Annotated in this window: 10 protein-coding genes; 2 read left to right on the forward strand and 8 right to left on the reverse strand. The window is 71.0% G+C overall.

Features of this window, described 5'->3' with window-relative positions:
• Positions 1-17: 17 nt before the first annotated feature.
• The 3 genes from ALA01S_RS11510 to ALA01S_RS11520 all read right to left on the reverse strand — a co-directional run bounded on the left by ALA01S_RS11510 (position 18) and on the right by ALA01S_RS11520 (position 3,019).
• Positions 18-365 carry an NIPSNAP family protein gene (locus ALA01S_RS11510; RefSeq protein ID WP_066336211.1) on the reverse strand — a complete coding sequence of 116 codons (348 nt, stop codon included), beginning with the start codon at positions 363-365 and terminating at the stop codon, positions 18-20.
• Positions 355-2,118, reverse strand: a complete 1,764-nt coding sequence (locus ALA01S_RS11515; RefSeq protein WP_066336214.1) for an FAD-dependent oxidoreductase — start codon at positions 2,116-2,118, stop codon at positions 355-357. The genes ALA01S_RS11510 and ALA01S_RS11515 overlap by 11 nt, the downstream gene beginning before the upstream one ends.
• A 79-nt stretch (positions 2,119-2,197) precedes the next feature.
• Entirely contained in the window at positions 2,198-3,019 is an 822-nt protein-coding gene (locus tag ALA01S_RS11520; protein WP_157118933.1) for an SDR family NAD(P)-dependent oxidoreductase, read from the reverse strand.
• 260 nt (positions 3,020-3,279) lie between these two features.
• On the opposite strand from ALA01S_RS11520, the gene ALA01S_RS11525 reads away from it, so the two are divergent.
• Positions 3,280-4,176, forward strand: a complete 897-nt coding sequence (locus ALA01S_RS11525) for a helix-turn-helix domain-containing protein (protein WP_066336257.1) — start codon at positions 3,280-3,282, stop codon at positions 4,174-4,176.
• A gap of 165 nt (positions 4,177-4,341) precedes the next feature.
• Here the strand turns inward: ALA01S_RS11525 and ALA01S_RS11530 are convergent, their stop codons facing one another.
• The gene (locus ALA01S_RS11530; protein ID WP_066336262.1) at positions 4,342-5,655 is read right to left on the reverse strand and encodes a sulfatase family protein; all 1,314 of its coding nucleotides are present in this window, start codon (positions 5,653-5,655) and stop codon (positions 4,342-4,344) included.
• 17 nt (positions 5,656-5,672) lie between these two features.
• Positions 5,673-6,650 (reverse strand): Bug family tripartite tricarboxylate transporter substrate binding protein, encoded by a 978-nt coding sequence (locus tag ALA01S_RS11535; RefSeq protein WP_066336219.1) that lies wholly within the window; start codon positions 6,648-6,650, stop codon positions 5,673-5,675.
• A 112-nt stretch (positions 6,651-6,762) separates the two neighbouring features.
• Here ALA01S_RS11535 and ALA01S_RS11540 point away from each other — a divergent pair, with 112 nt between their 5' ends.
• On the forward strand, positions 6,763-7,650 hold the full coding sequence (locus ALA01S_RS11540) for a LysR family transcriptional regulator (RefSeq protein WP_066336222.1): 888 nt from the start codon (positions 6,763-6,765) through the stop codon (positions 7,648-7,650).
• Positions 7,651-7,757: 107 nt separating this feature from the next.
• Here the strand turns inward: ALA01S_RS11540 and ALA01S_RS11545 are convergent, their stop codons facing one another.
• The 3 genes from ALA01S_RS11545 to ALA01S_RS33935 form a co-directional block, all read right to left on the reverse strand.
• Complete coding sequence (locus tag ALA01S_RS11545) at positions 7,758-8,606, reverse strand: hypothetical protein (RefSeq protein ID WP_066336225.1); 849 nt, start codon at positions 8,604-8,606, stop codon at positions 7,758-7,760.
• 64 nt (positions 8,607-8,670) lie between these two features.
• Positions 8,671-10,731, reverse strand: a complete 2,061-nt coding sequence (locus ALA01S_RS11550; protein WP_066336227.1) for a tetratricopeptide repeat-containing sulfotransferase family protein — start codon at positions 10,729-10,731, stop codon at positions 8,671-8,673.
• Positions 10,732-10,750: 19 nt separating this feature from the next.
• Positions 10,751-14,553 (reverse strand): beta strand repeat-containing protein (locus ALA01S_RS33935; protein ID WP_169805904.1); only part of this gene is annotated, 3,803 nt, incomplete at its 5' end.

Here is a 14,553-nt window from a genome sequence, read left to right on the forward strand (position 1 = left end):
CCCGGGGTGGGGCCGCTTCAGGCCCGCTGCTTCAGGCTGGGCAGCTCGATGCGGCGGATGAGCCGGTTCTCCTGCGCCACGATCAGCTGCGCCGAGGCTTGCAGGTAGGCCGGGAAGGCGGGGTGGCTGTCGCGCAGCGCGCTGCGCCGCTCGTACTCGGCCAGGCTCTCGTAGGCCCAGAGGTGGACGAACTGGTTCAGCGGCCCCACCTGGCTGACGTGAAAGCCCAGGGGCTGGCCCAGGGTCTCCAGCAGCACCGGCATGGCCAGCCGGTCGAACACCTCGATGAACTCGTTCATCCGGCGCAGCGCGATGGTGTAGACGCGGTGGTCCACCAGCGGGTAGCGGGCCAGGTCAGGCGGCATGGTGCAGCTCCCCGGCCGGCGCCTGTTGCGACGGCGCGTTCAGTGTTTCCACGCCGGCGATGTGGCGGGCGGTGATGTAGCCGAAGGTCATGATGGGCCCCAGCGTGATGCCGGCGCCGGGGTAGTTGCCGCCCATGATGCTGGCGCGGTCGTTGCCCACGGCATAGAGGCCGGCGATGGGCGCGTCGCGCCCGTCCAGCACGCGGCCGGCCACGTCGGTGCGTATGCCGTCGAAGGTGCCCAGGTCGCCCATCACCACCTTGAGCGCGTAGTAGGGCCCCTGCCCAATGGGCGCCACGCAGGGGTTGGCCCGTTGGGCGGGGTCGGCCAGGTAGCGGTTGAAGCTGGTGCTGCCGCGGCCGAACTGCTCGTCCACGCCGCGCACGGCGCCCGCGTTGTACTCGCGCACGGTGCGCTCCAGCCCGGCCGGGTCCAGGCCGGCGTTGCGGGCCAGCTCGGCCAGCGTGCGGCCTTTGGCCAGGTAGCCGCTCTTGAGGAAGGACCGCAGCGGCATGGGCGCGGGTTTCACATGGCCCAGGCCGTACTTGCGGATCGTGAGGTGGTCGCAGACCAGCCACATCGCCGTCTCGCGCTCGCCCTCGCAGGCCTTGACCATCGCGGCGCCCACGTCGTGGTAGCTCTCGGACTCGTTGCAAAAGCGCCGGCCCCGGCGCGTGACGCCGATGATCCCGGGCTTGTAGCGGTCCAGCAGGTGCGGGAACACGCCCACGCGGCCCTGTCCCAGCGGCACCCGCGACACCGGCATCCAGGCCGCCGGCTGCGGGTAGCGCAGGGGCACGCTGCCGCCGGCCTGCTCGGCCATGCGCGCGCCGTCGCCGGTGTTGCCCTGGGGCACGGGCGAGACATGCTCGCCGCCGCGCTTGACGTGCGGGTAGGCCGCCTGCAGCCGCTGCACGTCGTGCGAGAAGCCGCCGCAGGCCAGCACCACGCCACGGCGGGCGCGGATCTCGAACTCGCCCTGCGCATCCCGCACGCGGGCGCCGGCCACGGCAGCACCGTCCTGCAGCAGTTGCTGCGCCGGCGTGCCGGTCAGGATGGGAATGCCCAGGTCCAGCGCACTCTTGGCCAGGCGCGCCGCCAGCGCGTTGCCGCTGGTGACGTTGATGCCGCGCCCGTAGCGCGCCAGCTCCAGCAAGTGGCGCGCAAGCCGCTTGACGACGTAGCCGAACGACGCGAGCGACCGGGTGGCGTTGAAGAAGTGCTTCAGGTCCGCGTTGGAGCTGTTGAACATCATGCCGATGAAGGTGATGGTCTCCAGCGGCGGGCGCAGCCGTGCCCTGTCGGCTCCCAGGCCGCGGATGTCGTAGGGCGCGGCCAGGATGGAGCGGCCCACGTCGACGCCGCCCGGCACCGTGGGGTGGTAGTCCGGGTAGAGCGTGGGCACGAATTTCACCGTGGTCTCGCGTTCGAAGAACTCGACCATCTCCGGCGCCTTGTCCAGGAAGGCCTCGACGGCGGCTTCGTCGAAGAAGGCGCCGCACTCGTTCTTCAGGTACTGGCGCGCGGCCTCGCGGCTGTCGCGCACGCCGGCGGCCTGGGCGTGCGGGTTGCCGGGAATCCACAGCACGCCGCCGGAAAAGGCGGTGGTGCCGCCGAAGACGGTGTCTTTCTCGATGACAACGACGTCCAGGCCGTGCTTCCTGGCGGTGATGGCGGTGGACAGGCCGCCCGCGCCCGCGCCTATGACGAGCAGGTCGCAGTGCCGTGTCCGGGGTGGGTGATTGGCGCCCATGCGGCAGCCCTCCTGTATGAGGAGAAAGTGGGAAAGGAATGGGCCGGTGCGCGCGTGGCGCGGGTTGCGGCCCGGGAGCTCAGGCGGGGGTGGCGTTGAAGCCGGGGCGGGGCACCAGGTCCATGAGCATGGTGTCCATGCCGCCGTCCACCACCAGCTCGGCGCCGTTGAGGTAGCCGCTGCGCGGGCTGGCCAGGAACAACGCGGCGTTGGCGATGTCCAGGGGCTCGCCCACGCGGCGGCTGGCGGTGAGGGCGGCGCGGCGGGCCTCGAAGCCCGGCTCCTCGTAGAACTTGGCCGACAGCGGGGTGCGGATCATGCCGGGACAGATGGCATTGCTGCGCAGGCCCAGCGGCCCCCATTCGGCCGCGAGCTGGCGCGACATCAGCAGCACGCCGGCCTTGCTGGCGCTGTAGGCGCCGCTGCGTGTTTGCGGATGCAGCGCGGCGATGGAGGCGACGTTGACGATGCTGCCCTGGCCGGCGGCCTGCAGTTGCGGGCGAAACGCCCGTGCGCACAGCAACTGGCCGGTGAGGTTGACGGCCAGCACCGCGTTCCACTCCTCGACCGTGACGCTGTCCAGCGCCGCCGGGCGCAGCATGCCGGCGTTGTTGACCAGCACGCCGCAGTCGCCCAGCTCGTGCCGCACGCGCCGCGCGGCGTCCTGCACGCTGGCTTCGCGGCTGACGTCGCATTCCAGCGCGAAGGCGGTGCCGCCGCCCTCTTCCAGGCGCCGCGCCACCTGCGCGGCCGCGGCGCCATCACGGTCCAGCAGCGCCACACGGGCACCGGCCGCGGCCAGCTCCGCGGCAATGGCCGCGCCGATGCCGCTGCCCGCGCCCGTGACGGCGCACACCCGGCCTTCGAGTTGCAGCCAGCCGTTTCCAACCTGCATCGTCATCACCATTCGTCTCCTCGGCGATCCGGACTTCGTACCGGACATTTAAGACTTGACACCGGGTAAACCCTTGATTGAATCGCTGCAACCAGGCTTGGAGACCTGTCATAACGCCACGCCAAACGTGGCGATAAGTGCTTTCAAATCAAAGGGATAACCGCCTGCGATGGGTTGAATTCTGGTGGTTCGAGCCGGTTGTTCCAATCGACAAAGGCTGCAGGCAACCGGACAATTCGTGCATCCGCATGCACTGGCGCCAGACGATGACAACGGTTCCCAACTTCGCCCTGTACGGCCACGAGGCGCAGCCCAGTTGGCTGGACATGGTTCACGTCGAGCGCATTCCGGTGCGCTCAAGCCTGTTCGACTGGGAGATCGCGCCGCACGTGCACGACGCGCTGCTGCAGCTGCTGTACGTGGTGAGGGGCGGTGGCGAGGTGTTCATCGACGAGCTCAAGTGGCCGGTGCGGCCGCCCTGCCTGATCGTGGTGCCGGCCAACGCCGTGCACGGCTTTCACTTTCTGGCCGACACCGACGGCCACGTCATCACGGCCGCGCAGCGGCCGCTGGAGGCCGCCGTCAAGGCGGTGGCGCCGGAGCTGCTGCCCATGCTGCGCAGGCCGGCGGTGCTGCTGGTGGATGCGGCCAGCCGGGCCGCCGAGGCGCTGCCGCCGCTGTTCGAGGCCATGGAGCGCGAGACGCGCGTGCATGAGGCGGGGCAGATGGCGGTGGGCCTGTCGCTGCTGGTGGCGCTGCTGGTGCAAGTGGCGCGCATAGGCGCGGCGCAGCCCGGCGACGAGGACGCGGTGCTGCGCTCGCGCAAGGCGCAGCAGGTGGAGCGGTTCAAGGCGCTGGTGGAGGCACGCTTTCGGGAGCGCGTGTCCATCGAGGACTATGGCCAGGCGCTGGGCGTGAGCGCCGGGCAGCTCAGCCGGCTTTGCCGCGAGGTGCTGGGCATTTCGGCGCTGGACGTGGTCAATGCCCGCGTCGTGCACGAGGCGCAGCGCGAGCTGGCCTATTCGCTGCTGAGCATCAAGCAGATCGCCGCGGTGCTGGGCTTCGAGGACGAAGCCTATTTCGGCCGCTTTTTCAAGAAGCACACCGGGCACCGGCCCACCGATTTCCGCGCCATGGCCCAGCGGCGGCTGGCGGCCGCTTGAGGCTTGGACACGAAAGCGCCGCCATCCGATGTCCTGCAAAGGCTGCCGACGCGAAACTGGCCGGGAACCTGGCCGCGCAGGGGCTGGCGCCGGCCGGCAACGACACCGCTATCCTGTTCCCCTCCACGGTCAACGGCCGCAATGCCGCGCCGCCAGGGATGGAGCTCAGTGCGAGGCCCGCGGGATGTCGGCGTCGCCGAACACCAGCCGGGCCTGCGCCTCGGCCGGGATGGGCGGCATCTGCGCGGCCCAGACCTGCCAGCGTTGTCGCATGGCCGCCAGCCGCGCGGGCTCGCGCTGGGCCAGGTTGGCGCGCTCGCGCTCGTCCTGGCCCAAGTCGAACAGGTACTCGTGGCCGTCCATGGCCAGGTATTTCCAGCAGCCTTCCCGCAGCGCGGCCTGTTGACGGTGCAACATGCGCCAGTACAGGGGCCGCTGCGGGTTCCACGCCGGGTCGCGCAACAGCGGCAGCAGGCTGATGCCGTCCAGCGGGTACTCGGCGTGCGGCTGCACGCCGGCAGCCTCCAGCAAAGTGGCGCACCAGTCCATGGTCAGCGCGGGCGTGGCGCTGGTGCTGCCGGGCGCGATGCGCGCGGGCCAGCGCGCGATCAGCGGCACGCGGATGCCGCCTTCGAGCAAGTCCATCTTTTGGCCGACGAAGGGCCAGTTGTCGGAGAAGCGCTCGCCGCCGTTGTCGCTGGTGAAGACCACCAGCGTGTTGTCGGCCAGGCCGCGGGCCTCCAAGGCGGCCAGCACGCGGCCTATGCCCTCGTCCATCTGCTGGATCATGCGCCGGTAGGTGGCCAGCGAGCCGCCGTCCACGTGGTTGATGCGCCCGCCGATGCGCTGCGACTCGGCATGGTCCTCGCGCGTTTCCCAGGGCCAGTGCGGCGCCGTGTAATGCAGGCTCAGCAGGAAGGGCTCGCCGGCGCGGGCCTGCTCGACGAAACGCACGGCCCGGTCGCTCAGGGCGTCGGTGAGGTAGCCGTGGTCCTCGGCCGGCGTCTCACCGTCCCACAGGTCGCGCTTGCCCAGGCTGTCGGTGTACTGGAAATAGTCCACGCCGCCGGACAGCGGGCCGAAGAATTCCTGGTAGCCGCTCTTGAGCGGGCCGAAATGCGGCGGGTAGCCCAGGTGCCACTTGCCCACCAGCGCGGTGCGGTAGCCCGCGTCGCGCAGCAGCGAGGGCAGCGTCGGGTGCTGCGGCGGCAGGCCGACGATCTTGTCGCCGCGGTAGCGCCCGGTCAGCGGCTCCTCCGCGGCACCGCGCAGGCGGTACTGCCAGCGGCCCGTGATCAGCGCGAAGCGCGTGGGCGAGCACACGGGCGAGTTGGCGTAGCCGTGCGTGAACAGCAGCCCCTGGGCCGCCATGCGGTCCAGGTGCGGCGACACCGGGGCGCGTGCGCCCGTGCAGCCGAGGTCGGCGTAGCCGAGGTCGTCGGCCATGATGAAGATGAAGTTGGGACGGGTGTTGGACAGGTCAGGCATGACGGGGCTCACTGGTCGGCGGTGATGCGGCGTTCCTGGATGACGCGTGTCCAGCGCACGCGCCCCTCGCGCAACAGCGTGGCGGTCTGCTCGGGACCGGCATTCACGGGCACCATGTCCAGCGCCCGCAGCCGCTGCGCCACGCCCTCCTGCGCCAGTGCGCGTGCCGTCTCCTCGTGCAGCCGCTTCACGATCGCGTCCGGCGTGCCTTTGGGCGCCATGAGCACGAAGCTGAAGTCGGTGGTGGCGCCGGCCAGGCCCAGCTCCTCCACCGTGGGCACCTGGGGCGCCAGCGGCGAGCGCTTGCTGCCCGAGACGGCCAGCGCCTTGAGGCGGCCCGCGCTCACGTGCTGGGCGACCGAAGGAATGGCGACGAAGCCGGCGGGAATCTGGCCGCCGAGCAGGTCCGTCACGGCGGGCGCGTTCCCGCGGTAAGGCACATGGTTGAGCTGCGCATGGATCAGCGAGCCCAGCGCCTCCATCGTCAGGTGTCCCGGGCTGGCGTTGCCGGCGGAGCCGTAGTTCAGGCCTTTGCGCGCCTGGTCGATGAAGCCCTTGAAGTCCTGGATGCCGCTGGCCGGCGTGACCACCAGCATCTGGCTGAAGCTGGCCGTCGTGGCCACGGGGCGCAGGTCCCGCTCGACGTCGAACCCCATGCGCTTGCCGTAGAGGGCCGGGTTGGCGGTGAGGCTGGTGTCCAGCGTCAGCAGCAGCGTGTAGCCGTCTCCCGGCGCGCGGGCCACCGCCTGTGCGCCGATGTTGCCCGTGGCGCCCGCGCGGTTGTCCACCACCACGGTTTGCTTCAGGCCGGCGCCGAGCTGCTCGGCCACTGCGCGCGCCACCGCATCCAGCGGCCCGCCGGCGGGGAAGGGTGCGATCAGCGTGACGGGTTTCGAAGGCCAGGCCTGCGGCTGGGCCTGCACGGCGCCAGCCGCCAGGGCCAGCGCCGCGGCGGCCAGCAGCCGGCGACGGGAAGGTTGTGTCATGGCTTGTCTCCAGGGCACGTCGGCGTGCCTCGCGTGTTGAGATGGCTCAAATGCTGAGCGCGCCGGCGCCCCGTCACAACCCTGGCCGCAGCCTGTCGTATAAGTCGTTCTTATGTATTTGAAGCACCTGCAGTACCTGCAGCTCGTGATCGAGCATGGCAGCCAGGCCGCCGCGGCCCGCGCGGCCGGCGTGAGCCAGAGCGCCATCGCGCAGGCCATGCAGGCGCTGCAGCGGCATTGGGGCTGCGTGCTGTTCGAACCTTCCGGACGGGGGAAGCGGCCCACGCCCGCGGCGCTGGAGGCTGCCCGGCGTGCTGCCGCGCTGCAGCGCGGCGTGGAGAGCCTGCCGCGGGACTGGGCGCTGCAGGTGGCCGGCCCCGCCATGCCCGGCCTGCGCGTGGGCATGGCGCCGGCGGCGGCGCTGCTTTACGCGCCGGTGATAGAGCGGCACTGGCGTGCGCGGGAGCCCGAGGGGCTGTTGCGCATCAGCGGTGGAACGGCGCAGGAGCAGTTCGCGGCGCTGGAGCATGGCGAGCTGGATCTGGCGATCGTGCCCAGGCCCCGCGGCTGGCATTCCTCCGGCCTGCGCAGCCAACTGCTGCATACCAGCGCGCCTTTTGTCGTGGCGCGGCAGGGCCATGCGCTGGCGGGCGCCGAATCGCTGGAGCAGATTGCGCACGCCGGTTGGGCCGTGGCCGGGCGCATGGGCACCGCGGGCAACACCATCGAAGAGGCGCACCGCGTGCGCGGCTGGCCACCGCCGCGGGTGCTGGCGCAGTGCGCCGACTACGGCGCGCTGCTGAACCTGGTTGCCCACAGCGAGCTGCTGGGCACGTTGCCGCACCCGGCGCTGCTGCGCGATCCGCAGCCCGCGGGCCTGGTGCGGCTGCCGCTGCGCGAGGGCCTGCCCCGCTACGAGGTCTGTGCGTTCTGGCACCCCTCGCGGTCAAGGCCGCTGGCGGCCTTGATCAAGGAGCTGCGCGGTATGGCGCAGGCATGAAGCCGGGCCCCGTGCCCGGCGCTTGTGCCGATGCGGCTGTTGAAGTCCGACGGCCGGCGTCACCCAGCACGCCGGTCTCTACCGTGCAGCCACGCTCTCAGGCCTGGTCAGGCCCGCGCGACGCGCGAGACGTTGGGCTTGATGGCACAGAAGTAGCCGCCGCCCGGGATGGGTTGGCCCTTTTCGTCCAGCGCCTGCGGGTGATAGCCGATGGCGTGGTACGTGCGGCCGACATTGGCGCACACCGCGTCGCCACGCGGCTGCAGCGCCTGCGGCACGGCACCAAAGGCTGCCGGGCGATCCCAGGCCAGCCCGCCGTTCGATCGGGTCAGGTGGGGCGCCGTTTCGGCGGGCTTGTCTCCCACCTTTTTGCGGAAGCAGTAAAAGCCGCCACCGGGCAACGGCTCGCCGTCCGGGCCCGCGGCAGTGGGATGGTAGGCGATGGCCTCCAGCTCGATGCTCGCGAGCATGCACGCCACGTCGCCCTTGGCCTGCAGCGCTTCGGGCACCTTGCCGAACGCGCCGGGTCGATCCCAGGCCAGCACCTGCTTGCCGTCAGCCCCCTTGCTGGCCGCAGGTACCAGGCGCGGCGCCACGGCATCGGGCTTGTCGCCATTGGGCTTGGGATAGCAGTAGAAGCCGCCGCCAGGCATGGCCTCGCCCTTGTCGTTGCGGGCGTCGGGGTGGTAGCCCAAGGCCTCCAGGTCCACGCGGGCGGCCATGCAGGCGCCGTCGCCCACGGCCTTGAGGTCGCCGGCGACCTTGCCGAAGGCGCCCGGGCGGTCCCAGTCCAGCAGCGCGCGTCCCGTCTCGGGGTCCTTCTTGTCGGTCTGCACCAGCTTGGGCGGCGTGGCGTCGGGCTTCTCAGCCATCATCGGCACGGAGGCGCAGCCGCCGAGCAGCGCCACAAGGGACAGGGCCAGCGGGCCGGTGGAGAAGCGGAAAAGCTTGGTCATGTTGTCGTCTCGGATGCGTGCGCTATGGTTTGGGCGGCACTGGGAATGACTGTGTGGGGGTGTTTCAGGACGTGGCCGCGCCTGGCGCGGCCTGGCGGGCCTGGCTCAGCCGCTGCAGCTCGGCTTCGTAGGATTCGACGATGGGGCCGATCTCGGCCAGCAGCGGCTTGAGGTACTTCTCGTACTTGCGCCAGCGGCCCACCGACGAGTTGTAGATGGGCTGGCGCACCTGGCTGAGGCTGGCCGTCTTCACGGGACGCTCGGTCTCGTAGAAGCGCAGGCAGGCGTCGTCCCAGGGCAGGCCGATGTGGTCGATGATGCGCCTCGCCGAGGCTTCGAGGTCGGCCACGACCTCCTCGTACACCACCGACATCAGCATACCCGGGGGCATGTTGGACTCCCAGTGCTGCATGTGCTCGTGGTAGGCGCGGTAGCACTTGCCCAGGTTGCGCAGGTCGTAGCTCCAGGGCATCCCGTCGGGGAAGAAGATGCGGTAGTTGGAGAGGCAACAATCCATGGGATGGCGCCGCGTGTGGATGATGCGCGCCCCGGGCAGCACGAAGGGGATCATGCCGGTCCAGAAGTAGTTGCCCGGCATCTTGTCCACCACGCGCTGCGCGTCGCCGCGGCCTGCGGCCTCGGCCAGCACCGAGATGGCCTGCACGTAGCGCTCGCCGCGCTCGCGAAAGCGCAGCGTGGCGCAGTTCAGGTCCACGCCGGGGATGTAGGTGGGGATCACGCCGGCGTCGCCGCTGGTCTGGATGCGGTTGCCGTTGACGGAGATGCCGTCGAGCACGCGGTGCAGCAGCTTGAGCTCGCCCGCGCCCACCGCCTGCGGGTGGCTGGCGATGATCTGCTCGGCCAGCGTCGTGCCCGAGCGCGGCATGCCCAGCACGAACACCGGCTTGCGGCTGGGGTCGCCGGGCTCCTGGAACGAGGCGTAGGTCTGCGGCCGCATGCCGATGCGCAGCGTGCGCAGCAGCCCGCTGGCCGCGGCGTGGCGGTAGGGCGTGAGGGCCGTTTGCTTGGCGCCGCCGATGCGGTAGTGGTCGAAGGCCGCGTCGAGCTCGCCCACGTCCTCGTAGGCCTTGGCCGCCGCGTAGTGCAGCTCGACCTGGCGCTCCTTGGCATAGGCCTCCATCGAGGCCAGCGCCTGGTTGATGTGGCGCAGCGCCGTATCGCCGTAGGCGTACTTGTGCTCCACGCCGTGCACGCGCAGCGTGGTCGGGTCCAGCGGGTCCAGCGCCATGACCTGCTCGAAGCTGGCCTGCGACTCGGCGATCTGCCCCATCTGGCGCTGCAGCACCGCCAGGTCGTACCACCACTGCTGGCGGCCGGACTCGCGTGCCAGCGCCTTTTGCAGCGCCTCGATGGCCTCGGCGTTGCGCTCCATGCGGTGGCAGGCGCGGCTGTAGGCGATGAGGAACGGCGGCTCCTCGCGCCCCTGGGCCAGGAACGCGCCCATGGTGGCGAGCACCTGCTCCGGGCCGTTGAACTGCGACATCTGCAGCGATGTCCACTGCTCGACGGCGCCGGCCAGCACCGGCGAGCGCTGCATGAGCTGCTCGCACAGCGCCATCGCCTCCGCGGGCCGGTCCACGCGCACCAGCAGCTTGCAGTGCGCCACGGCCAGCTCGTCGGTGTCGCGGATGCGCCGCAGCAGCACCACCGTGTCGAGCGCGCCGCGCATGTCGCCCTCGTCGCGCTGCAGCTCGAACAGCCGCCGTGCCGGCGTCTCCTCGGCCTTGAGGGCCAGCGCACGCATCAGCGCCTCGGTTTCGCCGGGGCGGTTGCCGCTGTGGAAGCGCACCAGCCCCAGCGTCATCCACACCCAGCGGTCGCCGGGCACGCGCTGTGCCTCCGCCAGCAGCAGCGGCTCGGCCCGCTCGTGCTCCTCGGCGGCCAGGTGCAGCAGGATCTGCTCGCGGCGCAGCACCGGCAGGTTGGGGTGCTGCTTGAGCAGCACCTCCAGCTGCTGGCGCGCCACCGGGAACAGCCCCTGCTTGCGCGAGCCTTCCGCGCGCGCCAGCGCCTGCGCCAGCTCCGCGCTCAGGCCGGGGTAGGCCTTCTGCAGTGCCGCGGCGTCGCCGCCGGCGGAAGGGTTGGAAGGAGCTCGTTCGTCCATGTGCTTGCCTCGTTCAGACTCAAGCGCCCGCACTGTGCCCAATCACGACGTTGCCGTCGAAGTTGGCCCCATCGGCAACCTGGACCAGGATCACCGAGGTGATGCCCGTGCCGTCCACGTCGTAGGCCACCGCGTACAGGTCGTGCTGCGCGTCGTCGGCGGTGCCGGCCAGGCCCGCGAGCGAAACGTTGCCGGTGTACTTGGCGTAGGCCACGTCCGTGTCGCCGTCCAGCGCCAGGTTCAGCGCCGCGAACAGCGCCGCTTCGCTGCTGGCCGCGCCCGCGCTGGCGAACTCCGACGAGGTGATGGCATACGCGCTGCCCGCGACATCGGCGGCCAGGCCGTCGGTGTCGCGGCTGCCCACGACGTCGTGCCAACTGCCCGCGTCGACCTGCAGGTTGCCGAAGCCCACCGTGTCCTTGGCCACGTCGAAGCCCTTGATGAACGTGTAGTGGTTCAGGCTGGACAGGCCCGTGGCTGCGATGTCGGCGTCGCCGTCGAGCACTTCAGAGAAGGCCAGGTGGCCGTTGAAGTTGCTGGCATCGATCACCGCGAAGCCGCCGCCATGCAGGCCGTCGTCGCCGCCGCCTTGGGCCATGCTGATGTCGCCCTGGCCGTACAGCGTCGCGGTGCGGCCGGCTTCCCAGTCCATGTGGTCCACCCACACGTTCAGGCTGTCGTCGTCGGTCAGCGCCATCAGGCGCAGCGCGTCGATGTCAAGGGTACCGTCGGCGGCATTGCCCCAGGCATCGCTGCCCGCGTGGACGTTGGCGCTGCTGTCGGCCCCCAGGATCACCGTGCCGGAGCCGGCGCCGCCGCTGGCGAGCGAGACGTCCAGGCTGTCCATGTGCAGGCTGCCGCCGTCGTAGGCACCGGCCAGGAACATCAGGTCGCCGTCGCCGCTGGAGTTGGCCGCCACCGAAACGTCGTGCACCGAGACGTTGCCGCCGTCGTCGGCGAAGAAGCCCGCCTGCACGCTCACGTTGCCGCCGCCCTGGGCCGAGAAGGTCGCATCGCCGCCCAGGTGCACGTTGCTGCCGTCCACGGTGCCGAAGCTCAGCGCCGCGCCATGGCCGCTGGCCGAGTAGATGCCGCCGAACACGTCGGCGTCGCCAGCACCGGAGGCGCTCACGGTCACGTTGCCGTCCACCTGGAGCGTGGTGTCGCTGTGGACGAAGACGTTCGAGTCGCCGGGGTCCACCTCGGACTGCATGCGGTACAGGCTGGCCGCCGCGTCGCCGTTGACGCCGCTGGCCGTCACGCTCAGGTCGCCACCGATGTGCAATCCGGCATCGCCGTACACGTGCGCGGGGCTGGAGAAGGCGCCATGCACGTTGCCGGCGTCGGCCTGCACCGTGGCGCCGTACAGCGCAGCCGTGGCGCCGTCGGGACCGCTGGCGTTCACCAGCACGTCGTCGCCGATGTCGGCGTAGGCTTGCACGTTGCCGCCCGCGCTGACCATCAGGCCGTTGTGATCGCGCTGCACGTAGCCGTGGGCATTGCTCCAGTACTGGCTGTACTGGCCCAGCACGGCGTTGGCGGTACCGCCAAGGCCGGCCAGGGCGTTGATGGTCAGGTCGCCCGCCACCGACACCTGCGCCAGGCCGCCGTCGAGGGCCTCGGCGCTGATGCCACCGAAGGTCGCCGCGGCGCTGTCCGCACCCGTGGCCACGACGTTGACATTGCCGTCCATGGACACTTGCGACTGCGCGCCCGTGCCGTTGGTGTGGGCCTGCAGGCCCGCCTCGGCGTGGTTGATGGCGTTGTCTATCCAGTACATCCAATGGCCTTGCAGCTCCGCCGTGGCGTTCTGCCCCGAGGCCACCACCGTCACGTCGCCGGCGACTTCGACCTGCGCCTGGCCTTGGGTGCCGCTGGCCGAGGCGTCGACCTGCCAGAACGAGGCCTCGGCGTTGCCGGCGGCGATGGCCTGCACGTCGATGGCGCCGCCCGTGTGCACGCTCGCCGCGACGTTGCCGCCATAAGCATCGGCGCTCAATTGCCGCAGCGTCGCCTCGGCGTCGCTGTCGATGCCGGTGCCCATGGCAAACACGCCCAGGTGGCCCATCAGGGTCACGTCCGCCGTGGCCGACACGTTGCCGTGTGCATACAGACCGTCGGCCGAGGCGTCGGCGTAGGCGTTGGCGCCGCCGGCAACGGCCGAGGTCTCCAGGCTGCCGCTCACCGTGATGTTGGCCAGGGCGCCGTCGCTGGCCCAGGCGTACAGGCTGCTGAAGCTGGCGCTGGCAACGGCATCTGCGCCGTTGGCACGCGCGCCGGCCACGAGGTCGCCGTTGATGGTGATCGTCGCTTTGGCGCCTTCCTGCCGCGCGTCGGCACTGAAGCCGCTGAACGAGGCTTCGGCGTGCCCGCGCGCGCCCATGCCGGCATCGGCCCACACGTTGGCGCCGTCACCGATGGTGAGCTGCGCTTGCGCGCCCACGCCGTCGGCGGAGACGCTGACCGAGGACATCGAGGCCTCGGCGTAGGCGTCGTCGCCGCTGGTCTGCGCGCGCACCTCGATGCTGCCGCCGATGTCCAGCGACGCGTTCGCGTGGTCGGCGTTGGCCTCCACGCTGATCGAGTACACGGACGCTTCGGCACGCAGGTGGTTGGGCTCGATGAGCCCATTGTTGCTGCCGTAGACGGTGGCCACCACGCGCAGGTCGCCGCCTATGCTGAACCTGGCGTTGGAGGATACGCCCTGCGCCGACACGCCCATCTCCTCGATGGCGGCACTGGCCGACACGTAAGACTTGCCCCAGGCCAGGGCCTGGGCCGACATGTCGCCGCTGATGCTCACCTGGGCATCGGCGTTGGCCGCGTTGGCGTACACGCTCACGGAGCCGGCGCTGGCCGACACCCGCACGGCGTCGTTGAGGACGCCCTGGGCGTCGTCCACGGTGGCCAGCGCGGCATAGTTGCCGTTGATGTCCACGCGCGCCGTGGAGCCCACGCCGGTGGCCTCGGCGGTGAGGCCGCTCATGGACGCGTAGGCATCGCCGCCCATGGCATGGGCCTGGACCGCCACGCCGCCGTTGATCTCGACCTGGGCGAAGGAGTCCAAGCCCGAGGCCGTGGCCGAGACGGTGCTCAGCCCCGCGTTCGCGTTGTGGCCTTGGGCCACGACGACCACGCCGTTGTCGATGCTGACCTGGGCCGTGGCCAGTGCCCCGCCGGCCTCGGCCATGATGCCGGACAGCGAGGCGCTGGCCGAGCCCGTGCCCGCCAGAGCCTGCACGGCCACGCCGAGGCCGATGTCGACCTGCGCCAGCGCGCCGTCGCCACTGGCGTTGGCGTACACGCTGCTGATCCCGGCTGAGGCGCTGCTGCCGCCCTGGGCCGTCACGCTGAGGGCGCCGCCTATGGTCAGCCGCGCTTGCGAACCGGTGCCCGCTTGGGCATACACGCTGCTCAGCGAGGCCGTGGCGCCGTTGTCGGCTTGGGCCGTCAACGCCAGGTTGCCGCCGATGTGCAGCTCGGCCTGGGCGCCGTTGTTGGCCTGGGCATAGACGGAGCTCACCTCGGCCGAGGCCTGGCTGCCTTCGGCCGTGAGCCGCAGGTCGCGCGTGATGTCCACCACCGCCTGTGCATTGGCGCCGTCCGCAGCGGCATACACGTATTCCACCGAGATGCTGGCCGAGCCGTTGGCGGCCTCGGCGTGCATGACGACGTTGCCGCCGCCTTCGCCGCCGATCACCACCCGCGCCTGTGCGCCGGTGCCGTTGGCGTCGGCGTAGAGCTGGCTCACCGAGGCGCTGGCGCCGGTGTTGCCGTTGGCGTGCACCACGACGTCGCCGCCGATGCGCACGTCGGCCACCG

The organism is Azohydromonas lata NBRC 102462, from assembly GCF_001571085.1.
Classification (GTDB): domain Bacteria; phylum Pseudomonadota; class Gammaproteobacteria; order Burkholderiales; family Burkholderiaceae_C; genus Azohydromonas; species Azohydromonas lata.